The organism is Enterobacter sp. 200527-13 (assembly GCF_027924865.1).
Lineage (GTDB): Bacteria > Pseudomonadota > Gammaproteobacteria > Enterobacterales > Enterobacteriaceae > Enterobacter > Enterobacter ludwigii.
The window spans coordinates 20,933-44,149 of the sequence record NZ_BSCM01000003.1 but is presented as its reverse complement, the minus strand read 5'-3'; the positions used below and the strand labels follow the sequence as shown (position 1 = coordinate 44,149).

Genomic DNA, 23,217 nt, shown 5'->3' with positions numbered 1-23,217 from the left:
GCGGGGTATGTTGTTAGTGACTCTCTGCCAGCGCGGCACAGAGCTGTTTTGCGGCGAGGATAATACGCGGGCTGGCGCGTTCAAACCAGTCACTGGTGAGGGGGATCACCGGTATTTTTAGCTGACGTTGCCAGAATTGTTCAATTTTAGGAATCTCGCTCGCATTTCCGACCACCACGATGGCCTGTGGCTGACGTGCGAGCACCTGTTCCCGGCTGACCTGAGGCCACGGCACCCGGCTGGCTGCAAAGATGTTTTCACCGCCGCAGATTTCCAGCACCTGATTCTGAATGGATCCTTTCCCGGTGGTGAACAGCGGCTGGCTGCCAAACTGCAGGAAGATGCGTTTTTTGACGGGGGTATCGTAGCGGGATTTCAGCGCGGCATAGTCGCTGAGCATCTGTTTCGCGGCATTCTCGGCTTTTGCTGGAGTAGGGCTGTAGGGGGCCAGAGAACGCAGCGCCTGAGCGACCTGCTCAATGCTCACCGCATCAATCCACATCACCTTGATCCCAAGCGAGGAGAGCTGGTTGACCTGCCGCTCGGCGTTACCGCCGCGCCAGGCAAGCACGAGATCGGGTTTAAGCGCCACGATGCGCTCAATGTTCATCCCTTGCCAGGTTGCCACCTGTTCAATATGGGCCGCTTGCGGAGGGTAATCCGAAAAGCTGCTCACGCCGACAGGCGTGATCCCGGCGGCAAAGGCCAGTTCGGTGTTTGCCGGAGAGAGCGTAATCACACGCGGCGCGGCAAATAGCCATGCCGGTGCGAGAAAAAGCAGGGCGACCAGCGCCCTGATGTATGGGTTACCCACGAGCCAGTTTCTGCACCAGGCGCTCCACCATCACGGTGGACTGTTTTGCCGCAACGGTCAGGAACTCGTCGAAGCTGATATGAGACTGCTGGTCAGCCACGTCGGAGATGGCGCGAACCACCACGAACGGAACGTTGAAGTTATGGCAAACGTGAGCAATGGCGGTCGCTTCCATCTCAACCGCAACGGCCTGAGGGAAGTTATGACGAATTTTCGCCAGGCCGACGGAGCCATTGATGAACGCATCACCGCTGACGATCAGGCCGCGCACCGCGTTGAGGTTCAGCTCAGCGATGCAGCTTTCAGCCGCCGCAATCAGTTTGTCATCGGCTTTAAACCCGGCCGGGCAACCCGGAAGCTGGCCGTATTCGTAGCCGAATGCGGTAACGTCTGCATCGTGGTAACGCGCTTCATCGGAAACAACGATATCACCGACTTTCAGCGTCGACGCCAGGCCGCCTGCAGAACCGGTGTTAATGATAACGTCCGGCTTGCAGCGTTCGAGCAGCAGGGTCGCGCCCAGCGCAGCAGCAACCTTACCGATGCCTGATTTCAGCAGAGCGACGTCAACGCCATTCAACTGGCCGGTATAGATCTCACAGCCACCGAGGGAGAGAGTCTGACGGTTCTCAATTTTGTCACGCAGCAGCGTAACTTCTTCTTCCATTGCACCAATAATGCCGATTTTCATAGATTTACTCGCGATGTGCCTTGTTAAGATGCATAGTCTATCATGCGGTTAAGAGGAAACGCATTCTCACGCGGGGGAGCACATGTCACCAATCGATTTTCGCACCAAAATTAACTGGCACCGACGTTTCCGTTCGCCGCAGGGCGACAAGAGCGAGCATGAGATCCTGCGTATCTTCGAAAGCGATCGTGGGCGGATCATAAACTCGCCGGCAATCCGTCGGTTACAGCAAAAAACCCAGGTGTTTCCGCTTGAACGTAACGCTGCGGTGCGCACGCGCTTAACGCATTCTATGGAAGTTCAGCAGGTTGGCCGCTACATTGCCAAAGAGATCTTAAGCCGTCTCAAAGAGCAGCAGCTCCTCGAAACCTATGGGCTGAATGAGCTGACCGGGCCGTTTGAGAGCATCGTTGAGATGGCCTGCCTGATGCATGACATCGGTAATCCGCCCTTTGGTCATTTTGGTGAAGCCGCCATAAATGACTGGTTTAAACAGCGGCTTTATCCTGCTGATGCGGTAAGCCAGCCTCTGAGCGATGACCGTTGCCTGGTGCGGGATTTACGCCTGCGCGAAGGTGAAGACGCGCTGAACGACCTGCGGCGTAAAGTCCGTCACGACCTCTGTCACTTCGAAGGGAATGCGCAGGGGATCCGGCTGGTACACTCCCTGATGCGTATGAACCTGACCTGGGCACAGGTGGGGTGTATCCTGAAATATACGCGACCGGCCTGGTGGATGGGCGAGACGCCCGCGTCGCACAGTTATTTGATGAAAAAGCCGGGCTATTATCTTTCCGAAGAAGCCTATATTGAGCGCCTGCGTAAAGAACTTTCTCTGACACCAAACGGCCGCTTCCCCTTAACCTGGATTATGGAAGCTGCCGACGACATTTCATATTGTGTTGCCGACCTGGAAGACGCCGTTGAGAAAAGAATATTCAGCGTCGAAGAACTTTATCAGCATCTTTATGAGGCCTGGGGAACGCATGAAAAAGGCTCGCTGTTTGCTCAGGTTGTCGAAAATGCCTGGGAGAAATCGCGTTCAAATACATTAAGCCGCAGCACGGAAGATCAGTTCTTTATGTATTTACGGGTCAATACATTAAATAAACTGGTGCCTTATGCCGCCTCGCGCTTTATAGACAACCTGCCGTTAATTTATAGCGGCGAATTCAACCATGCGTTGCTGGAAGATGACAGCAGCTTTAGCCAGCTTCTTGAGCTCTATAAAAATGTGGCCGTGCGTCATGTTTTCAGCCATCCGGATGTCGAACAACTTGAGCTGCAGGGATACAGGGTTATCAGTGGGTTACTCGAAATCTATCGGCCTCTGCTGCAATTATCCGTCGACGAGTTCAGCGAGCTGGTGGAAAAAGAGCGCGTGCGGCGAATACCGATCGAATCCCGGCTTTATCAGAAACTTTCAACCCGCCACCGTCTGGCTTATGTCGAAGCCATCGGCAAGCTGGATCGTCAGTCGCCCCAGTGGCCGGTGCTGGAATATTATTATCGCTGCCGTCTTATCCAGGACTATATCAGCGGGATGACAGATTTGTATGCCTGGGATGAATACCGCAAGCTCATGGCGGTGGAATAAGCACAGAGTTTTGTAAAGACGGCCAATAAATTTTTACCTTTTCCATAAACTTATGGCCGGAACTAAGCGGTATAAAATGAATCTGAGTTACACAGCAATTTTGCGTTATCTGTAAATCGAGATTAAGACACATGAAAAAAACCACATTAGCAATGAGTGCACTGGCTCTGAGTTTAGGTTTAGCGCTGTCTCCTCTGACTGCTACTGCAGCTGAGACCGCATCGTCGGCAGCGACCGCGCAGCAGATGCCAAGCCTGGCACCGATGCTCGAAAAAGTGATGCCATCGGTGGTGAGTATTAACGTTGAGGGCAGCACAACCGTCAATACGCCGCGTATGCCGCGTAACTTCCAGCAGTTCTTTGGTGATAACTCACCTTTCTGCCAGGACGGTTCGCCATTCCAGAGCTCCCCGTTCTGTCAGGGCGGTGGTGCAGGGGATGACACCCAGGGGGGTGGCCAGCAGCAGAAATTCATGGCGCTTGGCTCGGGTGTGATTATCGATGCGGCGAAAGGCTACGTCGTGACCAACAACCACGTTGTTGATAACGCCAACAGCATTAAGGTTCAGCTGAGCGACGGGCGTAAATTTGATGCCAAAGTGGTCGGGAAAGACCCGCGCTCCGATATTGCGCTGATCCAGATTCAGGATCCGAAAAACCTGACGGCGATTAAAATTGCCGACTCCGATGCGCTGCGTGTCGGTGATTATACCGTCGCTATCGGTAACCCGTTCGGTCTGGGTGAAACCGTAACCTCGGGGATTGTTTCCGCGCTGGGTCGTAGCGGCCTCAACGCCGAAAACTATGAAAACTTCATCCAGACGGATGCCGCCATCAACCGGGGTAACTCCGGCGGTGCGCTGGTGAACCTGAACGGTGAGCTGATTGGTATCAACACCGCGATCCTTGCACCAGACGGTGGCAATATCGGGATCGGCTTTGCTATCCCAAGTAACATGGTGAAAAACCTGACCGCGCAGATGGTGCAGTATGGCCAGGTGAAACGCGGTGAACTGGGGATTCTGGGTACCGAACTGAATTCCGAACTGGCTAAGGCGATGAAAGTTGACGCCCAGCGCGGCGCATTTGTCAGCCAGGTGATGCCGAACTCCTCCGCGGCGAAAGCGGGCATTAAAGCGGGTGATGTCATCACCTCCCTGAACGGGAAACCGATCAGCAGCTTTGCCGCGCTGCGTGCTGAAGTGGGCTCCATGCCGATTGGCAGCAAAGTCACCCTCGGCCTGCTGCGTGACGGTAAACCGGTTAACGTGAGCCTGGAACTGCAGCAAAGCAGCCAGAATCAGGTTGATTCCAGCACCATCTTCAGCGGCATTGAAGGCGCCGAGATGAGCAATAAAGGTCAGGACAAAGGCGTTGTGGTGAACAACGTTAAAGCGAACAGCCCGGCTGCGCGCATTGGCCTGAAAAAAGGCGATGTGATCATGGGTGCGAACCAGCAGCCAGTGAAAAACATCGCTGAACTGCGCAAAATTCTGGACAGCAAACCTTCCGTGCTGGCGTTGAATATTCAGCGTGGTGATACCTCAATTTACCTGCTGATGCAGTAATCCTCTCAGGCCCCTGTTTCAGATGAGCAGGGGCTTTTCACCTTTCTGTGACCTTTTCCACAACTCCATACTTCTCCCTTTCACTTTGTGCATTCGCACAATGCAGCGGTAGCTGAACTTCCCTATGCTTGAGCTCTGCTCACAGGAGGGTTACATGGCTGGCTGGCATCTCGATACCAAAATGGCGCAGGATATTGTGGCACGCACCATGCGCATCATTGATACCAATATCAACGTAATGGATGCCCGTGGGCGCATTATTGGCAGTGGCGATCGTGAGCGTATTGGGGAATTGCACGAAGGGGCGCTGCTGGTGCTCTCCCAGGGGCGGGTGGTGGACATCGACGATGCGGTGGCGAAACACCTGCACGGTGTCCGTCAGGGCATCAATTTACCGCTGCGTCTTGAGGGGGAAATTGTTGGCGTTATCGGCCTGACCGGCGAGCCGGAGTCGCTGCGAAAATATGGCGAACTGGTCTGTATGACGGCGGAGATGATGCTTGAGCAGTCGCGCCTGATGCATCTGCTCGCCCAGGACAGCCGTCTGCGTGAAGAGCTGGTGATGAATCTGATTCAGGCGGATGAGCATACCCCTGCACTCAATGAATGGGCGCAGCGCCTGGGAATCGATCTGAATCAGCCGCGCGTCGTGGCGGTAATTGAGGTGGACAGCGGCCAGCTTGGCGTTGACAGTGCGATGGCTGAGCTGCAGCAGCTGCAAAATGCGCTGGCGACACCGGAACGCGATAACCTGGTGGCGATTGTCTCTCTGACGGAAATGGTGGTGCTCAAGCCCGCGCTGAACGCGTTCGGGCGCTGGGATGCAGAAGATCATCGTCGTCGCGTGGAGCAGTTGATTGCCCGCATGAAGGAGAATGGTCAGCTTCGTTTTCGCGTCGCGCTGGGCAATTACTTCACCGGTCCGGGCAGTATTGCCCGCTCCTGGCGTACTGCCCGCACCACCATGATGGTGGGTAAGCAGCGGATGCCGGAAAGCCGCAGTTATTTCTACCAGGATCTGATGCTGCCGGTGCTGCTCGACAGCCTGCGCGGTGGCTGGCAGGCCAATGAGCTGGCACGTCCGTTAGCGCGCCTCAAGGCGATGGACAACAACGGTCTGCTGCGTCGGACGCTGCAGGCGTGGTTCCGTCATAACGTACAGCCGCTGGCTACGTCGAAAGCGCTGTTTATACATCGCAATACGCTGGAATATCGACTGAACCGGATTTCGGAGCTGACAGGGCTGGATCTGGGGAGCTTTGACGACAGGCTGCTGCTTTATGTGGCGTTACAGCTCGATGAGCAGAGATGAGTGGAATACGGCCTGATGCCCTTACTCCATCCCTTTCCACGGGAGAGGGCGCAAACACTAAAACGGCAATCAAAGATTGCCGTTTTGCGTTTATTTCCGGGTAAGCTTTTCAAGATCCGCTTCGATTTCGCTAATCTTGTTGGTGACAACGCTTTCAAGGTGACGCAGATCGTCGAGGATCTTACGTTTGAGATCGACTTCAGTGCGGTCGCGCTGACAGAGCTGATCGAGTTCATCGATCACATAGCGCAGATTAGGGCTGATTTCCTGAACTTCTTTGTATCCCTGTCCTACACCGTCAGCGACGACGGTCTTACGCTGGCGTGGATATTTAAACTTCACGCTCTTGGCGAAAAACTCTCCTTTGTCCTTGTGAAAATAGATTTTCAGAATGTCGTTATTAGCTTCCTGGCGAAGGCTGTAACGATCAATTTCATCAGGATTGGTAATGCCCAGACTTTTCAGATTATCGTACATAGCGGTACCCTTGATCTCAACATAACCTTTGAATAATTAACGAAAAAATCTATTTTCGCCACCCTCAGATATGAAAAAAGCGGGGTGGCCCCCGCTTTTTGTTATATCCGATTAATCGATGGTGCGCAGCAACTCATTGATGCCCACCTTACCGCGGGTTTTCGCATCAACTTTCTTCACGATAACCGCACAGTACAGGCTGTACTTGCCATCTTTTGACGGCAGGTTGCCGGAGACCACAACGGAACCGGCCGGCACGCGACCGTAGTGAATTTCACCGGTCTCACGATCGTAAATACGGGTGCTCTGACCGATGTAAACGCCCATCGAGATAACGGAGCCTTCCTCAACGATCACGCCTTCCACCACTTCAGAGCGCGCGCCGATGAAGCAGTTATCTTCGATGATGGTTGGATTAGCCTGCAGTGGCTCCAGTACACCACCGATACCCACGCCGCCGGACAGGTGAACGTTTTTACCGATCTGCGCGCAGGAGCCGACGGTTGCCCAGGTATCCACCATGGAGCCTTCGTCTACGTAAGCACCGATGTTAACGTAGGAGGGCATCAGCACGGTGTTACGCGCGATGAACGCACCCTGACGCACGGCCGCTGGCGGTACTACGCGGAAGCCTTCTTTCTGGAAGCGAGCTTCGTCGTAGTCAGCGAATTTCATAGGGACTTTATCGAAGTAGCGGCTTTCTGCTCCGTCGATAACCTGGTTATCATTGATACGGAAAGAGAGCAGCACGGCTTTCTTCAGCCATTGATGAGTTACCCACTGACCGTCGATTTTTTCTGCTACACGTAGCGCGCCGGAATCCAGCAGAGAAATAACCTGATTAACCGCTTCACGGGTAACGGTATCCACATTTGCCGGAGTAATCTCGGCGCGACGCTCAAAAGCGGACTCAATAACGTTCTGTAACTGCTGCATTGTTTACTCTTTCCATTTCACTAAAAAACACGTCACCCTTTATCGTTTGGATTGAGGGCTGCTGTCAACCGTTGTTGCACTTCAAGTTGCAGGTCATTATTAAGGGCACGCCGGTCGGCGGTGGCGATTATAAATAAATCTTCTACTCGTTCGCCAATGGTTGTAATTCTGGCCCCGTGAAGCGAAATTCCCAGATCGGCAAAAACCTGGCCGACGCGGGCGAGCAGCCCTGGCTGGTCGAGCGCGATCAGCTCCAGGAACGATTTACGATCGGTGTGGGTCGGCAGGAAATTGACCTCGGTATCGACGGTAAAGTGGCGTAATTTCGACGGCTGACGACGCGGCTGCGGTGGCTGCCAGCTGCGCTGGGTGATCGCCTGTTCCAGGCCAAAACGTATCCCTTCATGGCGGTCCGACGACAGCGGGCTTCCGTCTGGCTCCAGCACAATAAAGGTGTCCATCGCCATGCCGTCCCGGGTGGTGAAAATCTGCGCGTCGTGAACGCTCAGGTTACGCCTGTCCAGTTCGGCACAAACCGCAGCAAACAGATAAGGCCGATCCGGACTCCAGATAAAGATCTCGGTACCGCCGCGCGTGGCCTGCGGACTGAGGAGGATCATCGGCTGCGATAAATCATGCAGAAGCAGATGTCGCGCATGCCAGGCAAGCTGGTTTGGGCTGTGGCGGACAAAATAGTTGGCACGACAGCGCGCCCAAATCTGATGCAGCGCCTCTTCATCAATGTTATCCATCCGCAACAGCGCCAGCGCCTGCAGCTGATGATGGCGTACACGCTCGCGCATGTCCGGGGTGTTTTGCATCCCGCGGCGCAGCTGTTTTTCGGTGGCAAAGTACAACTCGCGCAACAGGCTTTGCTTCCAGCTGTTCCACAGCGTTTCGTTGGTGGCACAAATATCGGCTACCGTCAGGCAGACCAGATAGCGCAGGCGGTTTTCCGTCTGAACCTCTTCTGCAAACTGCTTGATGACCTCCGGATCCTGAATGTCACGACGCTGCGCGGTGACGGACATCAGCAGGTGATGGCGTACCAGCCAGGCAACCAGCTGCGTCTCGCGAGAGTTCAGTCCATGCAGTTCGGCAAATTTCAGCACGTCCTGCGCGCCGAGCACCGAGTGGTCACCGCCGCGACCTTTGGCGATGTCGTGGAACAGGGCGGCAATCAGGATCAGTTCCGGGTGGGTAAGACGTGGCCACAGTTCGACGCACAGTGGGTGACGTGAGCGTGTCTCTTCTCTGGCAAAGCTCTCCAGCTTGAGCATGACGCGGATCGTGTGTTCATCCACCGTATAGGCGTGGAACAGATCGAACTGCATCTGCCCGACGATATGTGACCACTGTGGCATATAGGCCCACAGCACGCTGTGGCGATGCATCGGCAGAAGCCCACGGCTGACCGCCCCCGGATGGCGCAACATACTGAGAAAAAGGGATCGGGCTTCCGGGATATAGCACAGTGGTTGCGTCAGATGACGGCGCGCATGGCGCAGATGACGCAGCGTTGTGGAGTAGATCCCGGTGATCGTGCTATTGCGAACCATGGTGTAGAACATCCGCAGGATCGCTTCCGGCTCACGGATAAACAGCGTTTCGTCGCGCAGATCGATAAGCGTGCCGCGCAGCTGGAATTCATCATCGATCGGCCGCGGTTTTTCGTCCGCCGTCAGGGCCAGGATCGCTTCGTCGAACAGCTGCAGCAGCATCTGGTTCAGTTCAGTGACGCGACGGGTAACGCGGAAGAAATCCTTCATCATGTGCTCAACCGGCTCGTTACCTTCACCGCGGTAGTTGAGGCGCTGCGCCACGCTGAGCTGACGGTCAAACAGCAGACGGTTATCGTAGCGGCTAAGCTCGAGATGTAGGGCAAAACGGATCCGCCAGAGCAGGTGCAGACACTCATTCAGCTCGTTTCGCTCAGCCTCGGTTAAAAAGCCGAAGCCAACCATCTCGTCCATTGAGGTGGCGCCAAAGTGGCGGCGGGCCACCCACTGCAGCGTGTGAATGTCGCGCAGTCCGCCCGGACTGCTTTTAATATCCGGCTCCAGGTTATAGCTGGTGCCATGGTAGCGCTGGTGACGCTGATTCTGCTCCTCGACCTTCGCGGCGAAGAATTTTTCTGAAGGCCAGAAGCCGTCGCTGAAAATGTGTTTTTGCAGCTCCAGGAACAACGCAACGTCGCCAATCAACAGGCGGGTTTCAATCAGGTTGGTGGCGACGGTCAGGTCAGATAATCCTTCAAGCAGGCACTCTTCCAGCGTGCGCACGCTGTGGCCCACTTCAAGCTTCACATCCCACAGCAGCGTCAGCAGTTCGCCAATTTTCTGCGCCTGTTCATCCGGCAGCTTTTTGCGACTTAAAATCAGTAAGTCGATATCGGAAAGCGGATGAAGCTCACCGCGGCCATAGCCCCCGACGGCGACCAGTGCCACGTCACTGATCTGCCCAAACCCGTAATCAATCCACAGACGCTGCAGGAGCTGGTCGATAAACTCGGTGCGTGCTTCAATGAGCTGCTCCGCGGAGATACCGGCATCAAATGCGCTTCCGAGCCAGCGCTGGAAAACATCCATATGCGCCTTGATACCGGCGCAGGTCAGATCCTGCTGGGGCCAGACGCCCGGGTTATCGGGCTGGTCGGGTAGGGTGGGAAGTGCTGTGTTAGCATACTGTTCGGGTAAAAGATTACTCATCGTGCGCCACCCATAAGAAAAAGCTATAGCCATTAAAAAAGCCGGCATCTGCCGGCTTTTTTATCATTCATCGTGCGTGAGTATCGCCGGGATGGTGTCATCCTTGCGCAACGTCATAATTTCGCAGCCGTTGTCTGTTACCACAATAGTATGCTCGTACTGCGCAGACAAGCTTCTGTCTTTGGTTTTCACCGTCCAGCCATCTTTCATGGTGCGGATGCGGTAATCACCGGCATTGACCATCGGCTCGATGGTGAAGGTCATGCCTTTTTGCAGTACCACGCCGCCGTCATCCGCATCATAGTGCAGAACCTGTGGCTCTTCGTGGAAGACACGGCCAATGCCGTGGCCGCAGTATTCACGCACAACGGAGAAACCTTCCGCTTCAACGAATTTCTGGATAGCGGCCCCGATGGTGCGCAGGCGAATGCCGGGTTTAACCATTTTCAGCGCCAGGTAGAGGCTTTCTTGCGTCACTTTGCACAGACGCTCGCCCAGAATCGTCGGCTTGCCCACGATGAACATCTTAGAGGTGTCACCGTGGTAGTCATCTTTAATGACCGTCACGTCGATGTTGACGATGTCGCCATCTTTGAGCAGTTTTTCGTTGTCCGGAATACCGTGACAAATCACTTCGTTAATCGAAATGCAGACGGATTTCGGGAAACCATGGTAGCCAAGGCAGGCGGAGACCGCGTGCTGCTCATTGACGATATAGTCGTTACAAATGCGGTCCAGTTCACCCGTGCTCACGCCCGGCTTCACGTACGGCTCGATCATTTCCAGCACGTCTGCGGCCAGACGACCGGCGACGCGCATCTTTTCAATTTCTTCAGGTGTCTTAATAGAGATAGCCATGTAATCTGCCCATCAGTGTCGATTTTTTCGACAATACTAGTCTAAGTGTCGTTAATGGTATCAGTCAGGCGCACCCCGTGCCAAATTGAGAATCATTAACAGCACACTCGGCCAACAACTGTTGGTTTCTGATCGTGTTTTGTGGTATAAAGCGCGCCGGACTTCCGATCCATTTCAGATACACAGGCTGGACGGAAGCGACAAATCTCACTTTGTGTAACAACACACACGTATCGGCACATATTCCGGGGTGCCCTTCGGGGTCGGTAATATGGGATACGTGGAGGCATAACCCCAACTTTTAATATAGAGGTTTTAAACATGGCAACTGTTTCCATGCGCGACATGCTCAAGGCTGGTGTTCACTTCGGTCACCAGACCCGTTACTGGAACCCGAAAATGAAGCCTTTCATCTTCGGCGCACGTAACAAAGTTCACATCATCAACCTTGAGAAAACTGTACCAATGTTCAACGAAGCCCTGGCTGAGCTGAACAAGATCTCTTCCCGTAAAGGTAAGATTCTGTTCGTTGGTACTAAGCGCGCTGCAAGCGAAGCTGTGAAAGATGCTGCTAACAGCTGCGATCAGTTCTTCGTGAACCATCGCTGGTTGGGCGGCATGCTGACTAACTGGAAAACCGTTCGTCAGTCCATCAAGCGCCTGAAAGATCTGGAAACCCAGTCTCAGGACGGTACTTTCGACAAGCTGACTAAGAAAGAAGCGCTGATGCGCACTCGTGAACTGGACAAGCTGGAAAACAGCCTGGGCGGTATCAAAGATATGGGCGGCCTGCCAGACGCGCTGTTCGTAATCGATGCAGACCACGAGCACATCGCAATCAAAGAAGCTAACAACCTGGGTATCCCGGTATTCGCTATCGTTGATACTAACTCCGATCCGGACGGTGTTGACTTCGTTATCCCGGGTAACGACGACGCAATCCGTGCTGTTAGCCTGTACCTGAGCGCTGTAGCTGCTACCGTTCGTGAAGGCCGTTCCCAGGATCTGGCTTCTCAGGCGGAAGAAAGCTTCGTAGAAGCTGAATAATAAGGTTTCACCCCTTATTAGTACCGTGTATGAATAGGGGCCAATTATCGGCCCCTTTTTTCAATTTACACTGTTTGGCCTCAGGCCGGGCAGTTCACATCTCCCGAGGATTTAAGAATGGCTGAAATTACCGCATCCCTGGTAAAAGAGCTGCGCGAGCGTACTGGCGCAGGCATGATGGATTGCAAAAAAGCGCTGACTGAAGCGAACGGCGACATCGAGCTGGCAATCGAAAACATGCGTAAATCCGGTGCGATCAAAGCAGCTAAAAAAGCAGGCAACGTTGCTGCTGACGGCGTGATCATCACTAAGATCGACGGCAACTACGGCATCATCCTGGAAGTTAACTGCCAGACTGACTTCGTTGCTAAAGATGGTGGTTTCCAGGCATTTGCTAACAAAGTTCTGGACGCAGCTGTTGCGGGCAAAATCACTGACGTTGAAGTTCTGAAAGCACAGTTCGAAGAAGAACGTGTTGCTCTGGTTGCTAAAATCGGTGAGAACATCAACATCCGTCGTGTTGCTTCTCTGGAAGGCGACGTTCTGGGTTCATACCAGCACGGTGCACGTATCGGTGTTCTGGTTGCGGCTAAAGGCGCTGATGAAGAGCTGGTTAAACAGCTGGCTATGCACATCGCTGCAAGCAAACCAGAATTCGTTAAGCCAGAAGACGTGTCTGCTGAAGTGGTAGAAAAAGAGTACCAGGTTCAGCTGGACATCGCGATGCAGTCTGGTAAGCCAAAAGAAATCGCAGAGAAAATGGTTGAAGGCCGCATGAAGAAATTCACCGGCGAAGTTTCTCTGACTGGCCAGCCATTCGTTATGGATCCAAGCAAGTCTGTTGCTCAGCTGCTGAAAGAGCACAACGCTGACGTGACTGGCTTCATCCGCTTCGAAGTGGGCGAAGGCATCGAGAAAGTTGAGACTGACTTCGCAGCAGAAGTTGCTGCAATGTCCAAGCAGTCTTAATGATTGAAAAGGAGCCGCCTGAGGGCGGCTTCTTTTTGTCACCCGTCACACGAAATCAGACAGGCTCCAGTATCCCTGTGCTGATATGCGACATATCATGTCGCCAGAATTAACCCCCATCTTAATCGTTGACAGTCTCAGGAAAGAAACATGGCTACCAATGCAAAACCCGTGTACAAACGCATTCTGCTTAAGCTGAGTGGCGAAGCGCTGCAGGGATCGGAAGGCTTCGGTATTGACGCAAGCATCCTTGACCGCATGGCACAGGAAATCAAAGAACTGGTCGAACTGGGTATTCAGGTTGGCGTGGTCATTGGCGGTGGCAACCTTTTCCGTGGTGCTGGTCTGGCGAAAGCGGGGATGAACCGCGTTGTGGGCGACCACATGGGTATGCTGGCAACCGTGATGAATGGCCTGGCAATGCGTGATGCGCTTCATCGCGCCTATGTGAACGCCCGCCTGATGTCCGCAATCCCATTGAATGGCGTCTGCGATAACTACAGCTGGGCAGAGGCGATTAGCCTGCTGCGCAACAACCGCGTGGTGATCCTCTCCGCCGGTACGGGTAACCCGTTCTTTACTACCGATTCCGCTGCCTGCCTGCGCGGTATCGAGATCGAAGCCGATGTGGTTCTGAAAGCGACCAAAGTGGATGGCGTGTTTACTGCCGACCCGGCAAAAGATCCGTCTGCCACCATGTACGATCAGCTGAGCTACAGCGAAGTGCTGGAAAAAGAGCTGAAAGTGATGGATCTTGCCGCCTTTACGCTGGCTCGTGACCACAAACTGCCGATCCGTGTCTTCAACATGAACAAACCTGGCGCACTGCGTCGCGTGGTCATGGGTGAAAAAGAAGGCACTTTGATCACGGAATAATTTCCGTCGGCGATAAATACAGGTAAGATTCCGCTTTATTTTGTAGTGGTATCTTACCTGGGCGCGCCTTTGGCGTTGTCAGAATTAAACGCGACTATACTTAGCACACCTGTAGCGCTGTGCTGGCGGATAGTCTGCCTGAGACAAGTTTTCAAGGATTCGTAACGTGATTAACGAAATCAGAAAAGATGCTGAAGTACGCATGGAAAAATGCGTAGAAGCGTTCAAAACCCAAATCAGCAAAATCCGTACTGGCCGTGCTTCCCCAAGCCTGCTGGATGGCATCATCGTAGAATACTACGGCACGCCAACGCCACTGCGTCAGCTGGCGAGTGTTACCGTTGAAGATACCCGTACGCTGAAAATCAACGTCTTCGATCGTTCTATGAGCCCAGCGGTTGAGAAAGCGATCATGGCGTCTGACCTGGGTCTGAACCCAAGCTCTGCGGGCGCTGACATTCGCGTTCCACTGCCTCCACTGACTGAAGAACGTCGTAAAGACCTGATCAAAGTTGTTCGTGGTGAAGCTGAGCAGGGTCGCGTATCCGTGCGTAACGTACGTCGTGATGCGAACGATAAACTCAAAGCGCTGCTGAAAGAAAAAGAGATCAGTGAAGATGACGATCGTCGTTCTCAGGACGACATTCAGAAGATGACGGATGCTGCGATCAAGAAAATTGATGCGGCGCTGGCAGATAAAGAAGCGGAACTGATGCAGTTCTGATTTCTGTCGTACACTGATAAACGCCGTTCAGAAGGACTTCGGGTCTTGCTGGCGGCGTTTTGCTTTTATCTGGTCTAACTTTTTTCGGGCATCTCATGAAGCATTTAACACTCCTTGGCTCAACCGGCTCTATCGGTTGCAGCACTCTCGACGTTGTTCGCCATAATCCTGAACATTACACCGTGACCGCGCTGGTGGCCGGTAAGAATGTGCAGCGTATGATCGAACAGTGCCTGGAGTTTACGCCTCGCTATGCGGTTATGGATGACGAAGAGAGCGCCCGCCTGCTCACCGCGCAGTTGCGTGAGAAAGGCTGTCGTACTGAGGTCCTGAGTGGCCAGCAGGCGGCCTGCGACATGGCTGCGCTGGATGAGGTTGATCAGGTCATGGCGGCAATCGTCGGGGCTGCAGGGCTGCTACCGACGCTTGCCGCTATTGATGCCGGTAAAGAGGTTCTGCTGGCTAACAAAGAGTCGCTGGTGACCTGCGGACGTCTCTTTATGGAGGCGGTGAAGCAGCGCGGGGCGCGTCTTTTACCGGTCGATAGCGAGCACAACGCGATTTTTCAGAGTTTACCGCAACCTTTTCAACAGAACCTGGGGTACGCTGACCTGGAGCAGAATGGCGTTGTATCGATTTTGCTTACCGGGTCAGGTGGCCCGTTCCGTGAAACGCCACTGTCTGAACTGAGCGCAATGACGCCTGAGCAGGCGTGCCGTCATCCGAACTGGTCAATGGGGCGTAAAATCTCCGTTGACTCCGCCACCATGATGAACAAAGGTCTGGAATACATTGAAGCGCGCTGGCTGTTCAATGCGTCGGCGAAACAGATGGAAGTGCTGATCCACCCGCAATCGGTGATTCACTCGATGGTGCGCTATCAGGATGGCAGCGTCCTTGCGCAACTGGGCGAACCGGACATGCGCACGCCTATCGCGCATGCCATGGCGTGGCCGAATCGGGTGAAGTCCGGGGCGAAACCGCTCGATTTTTGCAAGCTGAGTTCACTGACCTTTAGCGAACCGGACTACGATCGTTATCCGTGTCTGAAGCTTGCGATGAAAGCCTTTGACCAGGGGCAGGCGGCGACGACGGCACTTAATGCAGCTAATGAAATTACCGTTGAGGCATTTCTGAATCAGCAGATCCGATTTACCGATATTGCGACGTTGAATTTATCGGTACTGGAAATGATGGATTTGCGCGAACCACAAAGCGTGGAAGAGGTGCTGGCGGTGGATGCACAGGCTCGCGTTATTGCACGTAAGCAGGTGACACGCCTCGCAAGCTGGTGATAAAGCAAGCACTAGTGGTTGTGCTATTTGTTAGCGTTGGGCTTCAGTGATATAGTCTGCGCCACCTGATCGCAGGTATTTGACTTTACGTGGTCAGGTAAGCCGTGGTTTGACACGGCTTTTTTATGTATAGGCTTCAGTATTCCTGAGTACCGTTAAATCCTTTTCAGGGACCAAAAACGCGTTATGTTGTCTGCGAATCAACCAATAAGCGAAAACTTGCCAGCTCATGGCTGCCGTCATGTAGCAATCATTATGGATGGCAACGGCCGCTGGGCGAAAAGACAAGGGAAGATACGAGCCTTTGGGCATAAAGCTGGGGCGAAATCTGTTCGCCGCGCCGTTTCTTTTGCCGCCAATAACGGCATTGATGCGTTAACGCTCTATGCTTTTAGCAGTGAAAACTGGAATCGACCGCCGCAGGAAGTGACCGCGTTGATGGAATTGTTTGTGTGGGCGCTCGATAGCGAAGTAAAAAGCCTGCACCGCCACAACGTCCGTCTGTGTATTATCGGCGAAACCAGTCGTTTTAACTCACGTTTGCAGGAACGGATTCGTAAAGCAGAAGCGCTGACTGAAAATAATACCGGTCTGACGCTCAATATCGCGGCGAATTACGGTGGACGCTGGGATATTATCCAGGGCGTTCGGCATCTGGCCGAACAGGTTCAGGAAGGGCTGTTGAGACCCGACCAAATTGATGAAGAGGCGCTGAGTAAGCAAATCTGCATGAATGAACTGGCACCTGTGGATTTGGTAATTAGGACAGGGGGAGAACATCGCATCAGTAACTTTTTGCTGTGGCAAATTGCCTACGCCGAACTTTACTTTACTGATGTTCTTTGGCCCGATTTTGATGAACAAGACTTTGAAGGTGCGCTGCATGCCTTTGCCAATCGAGAGCGTCGTTTCGGCGGCACCGAGCCAGGTGGCGACAAAGCCTGATGGGGGTAGCTTTTGCTGAAGTATCGCCTGATTTCCGCTTTTGTATTAATACCCATTGTCATTGCGGCGCTGTTTTTACTGCCCCCGGTGGGATTCGCTATTTTGACGCTGGTGGTCTGCATGCTCGCCGCGTGGGAATGGGGTCAGTTTAGCGGCTTTACCTCACGCACTCAGCGGGTATGGCTGGCGGTACTCTGTGGCTTTATCCTGGCCCTGATGCTGTTTACCTTGCCTGAATATCACCATGATATTCACCAACCGCTGGTTGCCGGTTCCCTTTGGGTATCGCTGGGCTGGTGGGTTGCCGCGCTGCTGCTGGTGCTTTTTTACCCAGGTTCCGCGGCATTCTGGCGTAATTCAAAGGTGTTGCGTCTTATTTTTGGCCTGCTCACAATTGTTCCTTTTTTCTGGGGTATGGTCGCACTGCGCGCCTGGCACTATGACGAAAACCACTACAGCGGCGCGATCTGGCTGCTTTATGTGATGATTCTCGTCTGGGGGGCTGACTCTGGGGCCTATATGTTTGGTAAACTGTTTGGCAAACATAAACTGGCGCCAAAAGTGTCTCCCGGCAAAACCTGGCAAGGATTCATCGGCGGCCTGTTTACGGCAGCAATCATTTCCTGGGGCTATGGCGTCTGGGCGAATCTGGAAGTGGCACCGTCAATACTGCTGGTGTGCTCTATTTTTGCTGCGCTGGCCTCGGTACTCGGTGATTTAACCGAAAGTATGTTTAAGCGTGAAGCAGGGATTAAGGACAGCGGACAACTGATTCCAGGACATGGCGGTATACTGGATCGCATTGATAGCCTGACAGCGGCTGTTCCAGTGTTTGCGTGCTTGCTTTTACTGGTATTCGGGACGATTTAACGGAAGGTTTTATGCTGAGCATTCTCTGGAATCTGGCGGCGTTCATTGTTGCACTGGGTGTACTGATTACCGTGCATGAATTTGGCCATTTCTGGGTTGCTCGCCGTTGCGGTGTGCGGGTAGAGCGGTTTTCCATCGGTTTTGGTAAATCACTCTGGACGCGCACTGACCGCCACGGCACAGAATTTGTCATCGCTCTTATCCCGCTTGGCGGCTACGTTAAGATGCTCGACGAACGCGTTGAGCCTGTCGCCCCTGAGCTACGACACAGCGCATTCAACAACAAAACCGTTGGACAACGCGCCGCCATCATCGCTGCCGGGCCGGTAGCCAACTTCATCTTTGCTGTTTTCGCCTACTGGCTGGTGTTTATCATCGGCGTGCCTGGCGTGCGTCCGGTTGTGGGTGAAATTGCGCCTGATTCCATCGCGGCGAGTGCGCAAATTACGCCGGGGATGGAACTTAAAGCGATTGATGGCATCGAAACCCCTGATTGGGATGCCGTGCGTCTGCAGCTGGTAGCCAAAATTGGCGATCGGCAGACAACATTCAGCGTGTCGCCGTTTGGTTCTGACCAGCGGCAGGACAAAGTGCTCGATTTACGTCACTGGCGTTTCGAGCCAGACAAAGAAGATCCCGTCTCTGCGCTGGGCATTCGTCCACGCGGTGCGCAGATTGAGCCGGTATTAGCCGAAGTACAGGCAAACTCGGCTGCCAGCAAAGCAGGTTTGCAAGCGGGCGACAGGATCGTTAAAGTCGATGGTCAACCATTAACAGAGTGGATGACCTTTGTTACTCTGGTGCGCGATAATCCGGGCACGTCGCTCGCGCTGGAAGTTGAAAGGCAGGGCAGTCCGCTTTCGCTGACGCTGACTCCGGATACGAAGTCGGTCGGCAAAAAGGCAGAAGGGTTTGCAGGCGTTGTGCCGAAAGTCATCCCGCTGCCAGATGAGTACAAGACAATACGCCAGTATGGGCCGTTCAGCGCCATCCTTGAAGCCACGGATAAAACATGGCAACTGATGAAGCTGACGGTAAACATGTTGGGGAAATTGATAACCGGTGATGTGAAACTGAACAACCTCAGTGGGCCAATTTCAATAGCTCAGGGGGCTGGGATGTCAGCGGAGTTCGGGGTGATTTACTATCTCATGTTTCTTGCGCTCATTAGCGTGAACCTTGGGATAATCAACCTGTTCCCGCTTCCCGTTTTAGACGGGGGTCATCTGCTGTTTTTGGCGATTGAAAAGCTAAAAGGCGGGCCGGTATCCGAGCGAGTTCAAGACTTTAGTTATCGCATTGGCTCGATTTTGCTGGTGCTGTTAATGGGGCTTGCACTTTTCAATGATTTCTCTCGGTTGTAAGAGAGTTAGTTAGGAAGAACGCATAATAACGATGGCGATGAAAAAGTTGCTCATAGCGTCGCTGCTGTTTAGCAGCGCCACCGTATACGGTGCTGACGGGTTCGTAGTGAAAGACATTCATTTCGAAGGCCTTCAGCGTGTCGCCGTTGGTGCGGCCCTCCTCAGTATGCCTGTGCGCCCCGGCGATACGGTTAATGATGATGACATCAGTAACACCATCCGTGCTCTGTTTGCCACTGGCAACTTCGAGGATGTCCGCGTCCTGCGCGATGGTGATACGCTTCTGGTTCAGGTAAAAGAACGTCCGACGATCGCCAGTATCACCTTCTCCGGTAACAAGTCGGTGAAAGATGACATGCTCAAGCAGAACCTTGAAGCATCTGGCGTACGTGTGGGGGAATCCCTGGACCGCACAACCCTTTCAGACATAGAAAAAGGTCTGGAAGACTTCTATTACAGCGTGGGTAAATACAGTGCCAGCGTGAAAGCGGTTGTGACGCCGTTGCCACGTAACCGTGTTGACCTGAAACTGGTCTTCCAGGAAGGTGTTTCTGCGAAGATCCAGCAGATCAACATCGTGGGTAACCACGCGTTCAGCACCGATGAACTGATCTCTACGTTCCAGCTGCGCGACGAAGTGCCATGGTGGAACGTGGTGGGCGATCGTAAATACCAGAAGCAGAAACTGGCGGGCGACCTTGAAACCCTGCGCAGCTACTATCTGGATCGCGGTTATGCCCGTTTCAACATCGACTCGACTCAGGTCAGTCTGACGCCAGACAAGAAAGGCATCTACATTACGATTAACATCACAGAAGGCGATCAGTACAAGCTTTCTGGTGTTGACGTGAGTGGCAACCTGGCAGGCCATTCTGCTGAGATCGAATCGCTGACCAAAATTCAGCCGGGCGAGCTGTATAGCGGGTCTAAAGTGACCAAAATGGAAGACAGCATTAAGAAGCTGCTCGGCCGCTATGGTTATGCTTATCCGCGTGTACAAACTCAGCCTGAAATCAACGACGCGGATAAAACTGTGAAGCTTCACGTTAATGTTGATGCGGGTAACCGTTTCTACGTGCGTAAGATCCGCTTCGAAGGTAACGACACCTCTAAAGATTCCGTCCTGCGTCGCGAGATGCGTCAGATGGAAGGCGCATGGTTAGGTAGCGACCTTGTTGACCAGGGTAAAGAGCGTCTGAACCGTCTGGGCTATTTCGAAACGGTTGATACCGATACCCAGCGTGTTCCGGGCAGCCCGGATCAGGTTGATGTCGTTTATAAAGTCAAAGAGCGTAACACCGGTAGCTTTAACTTCGGTGTGGGCTACGGTACTGAAAGTGGCGTCAGCTTCCAGGTCGGCGTACAGCAGGATAACTGGCTGGGTACGGGTTACTCCGTAGGTATCAACGGTACCAAAAACGACTACCAGACCTACTCTGAGTTCTCTGTTACCAACCCATACTTCACCGTAGATGGTGTGAGCCTGGGCGGTCGTATCTTCTATAACGACTTTAAAGCAGATGACGCGGATCTGTCTTCTTACACCAACAAGAGCTACGGTGTAGATGGCACGCTCGGCTTCCCGGTTAACGAATACAACTCGCTGCGCGCTGGTTTAGGTTATGTGCATAACGACCTGTCCAACATGCAACCGCAGGTGGCGATGTGGCGTTATCTGGACTCTATTGGCCAGTCAACCAGTAAAAATGGGGACAACAACGGCTTTGCTGCTGATGACTTCACCTTCAACTATGGCTGGACCTATAACCGTCTCGACCGTGGTTACTTCCCGACGGAAGGTTCTCGTGTCAACCTGAACGGTAAAGTGACCGTTCCGGGTTCTGATAACGAGTTCTACAAGGTAACGCTGGACACCGCGTCCTACTTCCCAATTGATGACGACCACAAGTGGGTAGTCCTGGGTCGTACCCGTTGGGGCTATGGCGATGGTTTAGGTGGCAAAGAACTGCCATTCTATGAGAACTTCTACGCCGGTGGTTCCAGCACCGTCCGTGGCTTCCAGTCCAACAACATTGGTCCGAAAGCGGTCTATTACGGCGGTAACGACACCGATAACTGTAATAAATCGTCGTCTTCTGAAGTCTGTAGCTCTGATGATGCGGTGGGCGGTAACGCCATGGCCGTTGCCAGCCTGGAGTTCATCACACCAACGCCGTTCATCAGTGATAAATACGCAAACTCAGTCCGTACATCCATCTTCTGGGATGCCGGTACTGTATGGGATACCAACTGGGAGAATACTGCCCAGATGCGTGCGGCAGGCGTACCAGACTACAGCGATCCGAGCAATATTCGCATGTCTGCAGGTATCGCATTACAATGGATGTCACCGCTGGGGCCGTTGGTCTTCTCTTACGCCCAGCCGTTTAAGAAATACGATGGAGACAAAGCGGAGCAATTCCAGTTTAACATTGGTAAAACCTGGTAATAATCCGCTGCAATGGAATGCGTTGGCAGTGTAGCGCTGACAACTGGCGATCGGTAACACGATCGCCTTGCCACGCAAAGAACGGTACCTTCTGGTGCCAATGGGATGGTAAGGAGTTAATTGTGAAAAAGTGGTTATTAGCTGCAGGTCTCGGTTTAGCGATGGCAACCTCTGCTCAGGCAGCAGACAAAATTGCAATCGTCAACATGGGTAATTTGTTCCAGCAGGTTGCACAGAAAACAGGTGTTTCTGCGACGCTGGAAAACGAATTCAAAGGCCGTGCAAGCGAACTGCAGGGTATGGAAAACGATCTTCAGTCCAAAATGCAGCGTCTGCAGCGTGATGGTTCTACCATGAAAGCGAGCGACCGTAGCAAGCTGGAAAAAGACGTAATGGCTCAGCGTCAGACGTTCTCCCAGAAAGCGCAGGCTTTCGAGCAGGATCGTCAGCGTCGTTCTAACGAAGAGCGTGGCAAGCTGGTGACTCGCATTCAGACTGCTGTTAAAGCAGTTGCTGCCGATCAGAGCATCGATCTGGTTGTTGATGCGAATGCCGTTGCTTTCAACAGCAGCGATGTTAAAGACATCACCGCTGATGTTCTGAAACAGGTTAAATAAGTAATGCCTTCAATTCGACTGGCTGATTTAGCTCAGCAGTTGGATGCAGAATTACACGGTGATGGCGATCTCGTCATCACCGCTGTTGCGTCCATGCAATCTGCTAAAGCCGGCACTATTACCTTCATGGTAAGCCCTAAGTACCGTGAGCAACTGGCTCAATGCCAGGCGTCAGCTGTTGTTCTGACGCAGGACGATCTTCCGTTTGCCACTGGAAGCGCGTTGGTAGTGAAAAATCCCTACCTGACGTATGCACGCATGGCACAAATTCTTGATTCCACGCCGCAGCCGGCGCAGGACATTGCTGCCAGTGCAGCGATTGATCCGACGGCTCAGCTTGGTCACAACGTGGCAGTTGGCGCAAATGCCGTTATCGAATCTGGCGTGGTGCTGGGCGATAACGTTGTCATTGGCCCAGGTTGCTTCGTTGGGAAAAATACGAAAATCGGCGCCGGGACCCGTTTATGGGCCAACGTGTCTGTTTACCATGAAGTAGAAATTGGCGAAAATTGCCTCATTCAGTCCAGCACAGTGATTGGTTCTGATGGCTTTGGCTACGCTAACGATCGTGGTAATTGGGTTAAGATCCCACAGCTTGGTCGCGTGATTATCGGCGATCGTGTTGAGATCGGTGCTTGTACCACCATTGACCGTGGTGCACTTGACGATACGATTATTGGCAATGGTGTTATCATCGATAATCAGTGCCAGATTGCGCATAACGTTGTGATTGGCGACAATACCGCGGTTGCGGGTGGCGTTATCATGGCGGGCAGCCTGAAAATTGGCCGTTACTGCATGATCGGCGGTGCGAGCGTGATTAATGGCCATATGGAAATATGCGACAAGGTGACCGTGACAGGAATGGGCATGGTAATGCGTCCTATCACCGAACCTGGCGTCTATTCCTCTGGCATCCCGCTGCAACCCAACAAGGTATGGCGTAAAACAGCTGCTCTGGTGATGAATATTGATGATATGAGCAAGCGACTCAAGTCTCTTGAGCGCAAAATCGATCAACAAGACTAAGCGTTCATCCGTTTAATGCTATATTCCCCGGCCTGTCGGCTTTCTTATAAACCGGCAGGCCGTGTTATTAT

At 53.2% G+C, this 23,217-nt stretch carries 20 protein-coding genes; 14 read left to right on the top strand and 6 right to left on the bottom strand.

Going from position 1 to position 23,217, the window contains the following annotated elements; all coding sequences use genetic code 11:
* Nucleotides 1–13: 13 nt before the first annotated feature.
* Both btuF and mtnN read right to left on the bottom strand, forming a co-directional pair.
* Entirely contained in the window at nt 14–814 is an 801-nt protein-coding gene (btuF, locus tag QMG44_RS12345) for a vitamin B12 ABC transporter substrate-binding protein BtuF (RefSeq protein WP_025205196.1), read from the bottom strand.
* On the bottom strand, nt 807–1,505 hold the full coding sequence (gene mtnN / locus QMG44_RS12340) for a 5'-methylthioadenosine/S-adenosylhomocysteine nucleosidase (protein ID WP_014168692.1): 699 nt from the start codon (nt 1,503–1,505) through the stop codon (nt 807–809). Before mtnN ends, btuF begins: the two co-directional genes overlap by 8 nt.
* Nucleotides 1,506–1,587: 82 nt before the next feature.
* Between mtnN and dgt the strand changes: the two genes are divergently transcribed.
* The 3 genes from dgt (at nt 1,588) to cdaR (ending at nt 5,982) form a co-directional block, all read left to right on the top strand.
* Nucleotides 1,588–3,102 (top strand): dGTPase, encoded by a 1,515-nt coding sequence (dgt, locus tag QMG44_RS12335; protein ID WP_032679637.1) that lies wholly within the window; start codon nt 1,588–1,590, stop codon nt 3,100–3,102.
* Nucleotides 3,103–3,233: 131 nt separating this feature from the next.
* A complete protein-coding gene (degP, locus tag QMG44_RS12330) occupies nt 3,234–4,670 on the top strand; it encodes a serine endoprotease DegP (RefSeq protein WP_032679638.1) in 1,437 nt (478 codons plus the stop codon).
* Between the two features lie 154 nt (nt 4,671–4,824).
* Nucleotides 4,825–5,982, top strand: coding sequence for a DNA-binding transcriptional regulator CdaR (cdaR, locus tag QMG44_RS12325; protein ID WP_020882613.1), 1,158 nt, complete (start codon nt 4,825–4,827; stop codon nt 5,980–5,982).
* Nucleotides 5,983–6,072: 90 nt separating this feature from the next.
* Here the strand turns inward: cdaR and QMG44_RS12320 are convergent, their stop codons facing one another.
* The 4 genes from QMG44_RS12320 to map all read right to left on the bottom strand — a co-directional run bounded on the left by QMG44_RS12320 (nt 6,073) and on the right by map (nt 10,961).
* On the bottom strand, nt 6,073–6,459 hold the full coding sequence (locus QMG44_RS12320; protein WP_281853095.1) for a DUF3461 family protein: 387 nt from the start codon (nt 6,457–6,459) through the stop codon (nt 6,073–6,075).
* A 111-nt stretch (nt 6,460–6,570) separates the two neighbouring features.
* On the bottom strand, nt 6,571–7,395 hold the full coding sequence (gene dapD, locus QMG44_RS12315; RefSeq protein ID WP_020882614.1) for a 2,3,4,5-tetrahydropyridine-2,6-dicarboxylate N-succinyltransferase: 825 nt from the start codon (nt 7,393–7,395) through the stop codon (nt 6,571–6,573).
* A 32-nt stretch (nt 7,396–7,427) separates the two neighbouring features.
* Nucleotides 7,428–10,103: a bifunctional uridylyltransferase/uridylyl-removing protein GlnD gene (gene glnD, locus QMG44_RS12310; RefSeq protein WP_086533246.1), complete on the bottom strand. Its 2,676-nt coding sequence runs from the start codon at nt 10,101–10,103 to the stop codon at nt 7,428–7,430.
* A 63-nt stretch (nt 10,104–10,166) separates the two neighbouring features.
* Nucleotides 10,167–10,961: a type I methionyl aminopeptidase gene (map, locus tag QMG44_RS12305; protein ID WP_281853094.1), complete on the bottom strand. Its 795-nt coding sequence runs from the start codon at nt 10,959–10,961 to the stop codon at nt 10,167–10,169.
* A 321-nt stretch (nt 10,962–11,282) separates the two neighbouring features.
* On the opposite strand from map, the gene rpsB reads away from it, so the two are divergent.
* The 11 genes from rpsB (at nt 11,283) to lpxD (ending at nt 23,146) form a co-directional block, all read left to right on the top strand.
* Complete coding sequence (gene rpsB, locus QMG44_RS12300; protein WP_003856207.1) at nt 11,283–12,008, top strand: 30S ribosomal protein S2; 726 nt, start codon at nt 11,283–11,285, stop codon at nt 12,006–12,008.
* A 117-nt stretch (nt 12,009–12,125) separates the two neighbouring features.
* Nucleotides 12,126–12,977 (top strand): translation elongation factor Ts, encoded by an 852-nt coding sequence (tsf, locus tag QMG44_RS12295; RefSeq protein ID WP_008501911.1) that lies wholly within the window; start codon nt 12,126–12,128, stop codon nt 12,975–12,977.
* A gap of 150 nt (nt 12,978–13,127) precedes the next feature.
* Nucleotides 13,128–13,853 (top strand): UMP kinase, encoded by a 726-nt coding sequence (gene pyrH / locus QMG44_RS12290; RefSeq protein WP_003856194.1) that lies wholly within the window; start codon nt 13,128–13,130, stop codon nt 13,851–13,853.
* A 166-nt stretch (nt 13,854–14,019) separates the two neighbouring features.
* Entirely contained in the window at nt 14,020–14,577 is a 558-nt protein-coding gene (gene frr / locus QMG44_RS12285; protein ID WP_014168702.1) for a ribosome recycling factor, read from the top strand.
* Between the two features lie 95 nt (nt 14,578–14,672).
* Nucleotides 14,673–15,872 (top strand): 1-deoxy-D-xylulose-5-phosphate reductoisomerase, encoded by a 1,200-nt coding sequence (gene ispC / locus QMG44_RS12280; protein ID WP_020882617.1) that lies wholly within the window; start codon nt 14,673–14,675, stop codon nt 15,870–15,872.
* A 186-nt stretch (nt 15,873–16,058) separates the two neighbouring features.
* Nucleotides 16,059–16,817, top strand: a complete 759-nt coding sequence (gene ispU, locus QMG44_RS12275; protein ID WP_281853093.1) for a (2E,6E)-farnesyl-diphosphate-specific ditrans,polycis-undecaprenyl-diphosphate synthase — start codon at nt 16,059–16,061, stop codon at nt 16,815–16,817.
* 12 nt (nt 16,818–16,829) lie between these two features.
* Nucleotides 16,830–17,687 (top strand): phosphatidate cytidylyltransferase, encoded by an 858-nt coding sequence (gene cdsA / locus QMG44_RS12270; protein ID WP_086533247.1) that lies wholly within the window; start codon nt 16,830–16,832, stop codon nt 17,685–17,687.
* Nucleotides 17,688–17,698: 11 nt separating this feature from the next.
* A complete protein-coding gene (gene rseP, locus QMG44_RS12265; RefSeq protein WP_020882618.1) occupies nt 17,699–19,051 on the top strand; it encodes a sigma E protease regulator RseP in 1,353 nt (450 codons plus the stop codon).
* 31 nt (nt 19,052–19,082) lie between these two features.
* Nucleotides 19,083–21,500, top strand: a complete 2,418-nt coding sequence (bamA, locus tag QMG44_RS12260; protein WP_014168707.1) for an outer membrane protein assembly factor BamA — start codon at nt 19,083–19,085, stop codon at nt 21,498–21,500.
* A 122-nt stretch (nt 21,501–21,622) separates the two neighbouring features.
* Nucleotides 21,623–22,117: a molecular chaperone Skp gene (gene skp / locus QMG44_RS12255; RefSeq protein ID WP_020882619.1), complete on the top strand. Its 495-nt coding sequence runs from the start codon at nt 21,623–21,625 to the stop codon at nt 22,115–22,117.
* A gap of 3 nt (nt 22,118–22,120) precedes the next feature.
* Nucleotides 22,121–23,146, top strand: coding sequence for a UDP-3-O-(3-hydroxymyristoyl)glucosamine N-acyltransferase (gene lpxD / locus QMG44_RS12250; RefSeq protein WP_014168709.1), 1,026 nt, complete (start codon nt 22,121–22,123; stop codon nt 23,144–23,146).
* Nucleotides 23,147–23,217: the final 71 nt, after the last annotated feature.

Bases quoted from the DNA above. Each gene is read 5' to 3' on its own strand.
- mtnN (WP_014168692.1), bottom strand. From the start codon at position 1,505: ATGAAAATCGGCATTATTGGTGCAATGGAAGAAGAAGTTACGCTGCTG.
- dgt (WP_032679637.1), top strand. From the start codon at position 1,588: ATGTCACCAATCGATTTTCGCACCAAAATTAACTGGCACCGACGTTTC.
- degP (WP_032679638.1), top strand. From the start codon at position 3,234: ATGAAAAAAACCACATTAGCAATGAGTGCACTGGCTCTGAGTTTAGGT.
- cdaR (WP_020882613.1), top strand. From the start codon at position 4,825: ATGGCTGGCTGGCATCTCGATACCAAAATGGCGCAGGATATTGTGGCA.
- QMG44_RS12320 (WP_281853095.1), bottom strand. From the start codon at position 6,459: ATGTACGATAATCTGAAAAGTCTGGGCATTACCAATCCTGATGAAATT.
- dapD (WP_020882614.1), bottom strand. From the start codon at position 7,395: ATGCAGCAGTTACAGAACGTTATTGAGTCCGCTTTTGAGCGTCGCGCC.
- glnD (WP_086533246.1), bottom strand. From the start codon at position 10,103: ATGAGTAATCTTTTACCCGAACAGTATGCTAACACAGCACTTCCCACC.
- map (WP_281853094.1), bottom strand. From the start codon at position 10,961: ATGGCTATCTCTATTAAGACACCTGAAGAAATTGAAAAGATGCGCGTC.
- rpsB (WP_003856207.1), top strand. From the start codon at position 11,283: ATGGCAACTGTTTCCATGCGCGACATGCTCAAGGCTGGTGTTCACTTC.
- tsf (WP_008501911.1), top strand. From the start codon at position 12,126: ATGGCTGAAATTACCGCATCCCTGGTAAAAGAGCTGCGCGAGCGTACT.
- pyrH (WP_003856194.1), top strand. From the start codon at position 13,128: ATGGCTACCAATGCAAAACCCGTGTACAAACGCATTCTGCTTAAGCTG.
- ispC (WP_020882617.1), top strand. From the start codon at position 14,673: ATGAAGCATTTAACACTCCTTGGCTCAACCGGCTCTATCGGTTGCAGC.
- ispU (WP_281853093.1), top strand. From the start codon at position 16,059: ATGTTGTCTGCGAATCAACCAATAAGCGAAAACTTGCCAGCTCATGGC.
- rseP (WP_020882618.1), top strand. From the start codon at position 17,699: ATGCTGAGCATTCTCTGGAATCTGGCGGCGTTCATTGTTGCACTGGGT.
- bamA (WP_014168707.1), top strand. From the start codon at position 19,083: ATGGCGATGAAAAAGTTGCTCATAGCGTCGCTGCTGTTTAGCAGCGCC.
- lpxD (WP_014168709.1), top strand. From the start codon at position 22,121: ATGCCTTCAATTCGACTGGCTGATTTAGCTCAGCAGTTGGATGCAGAA.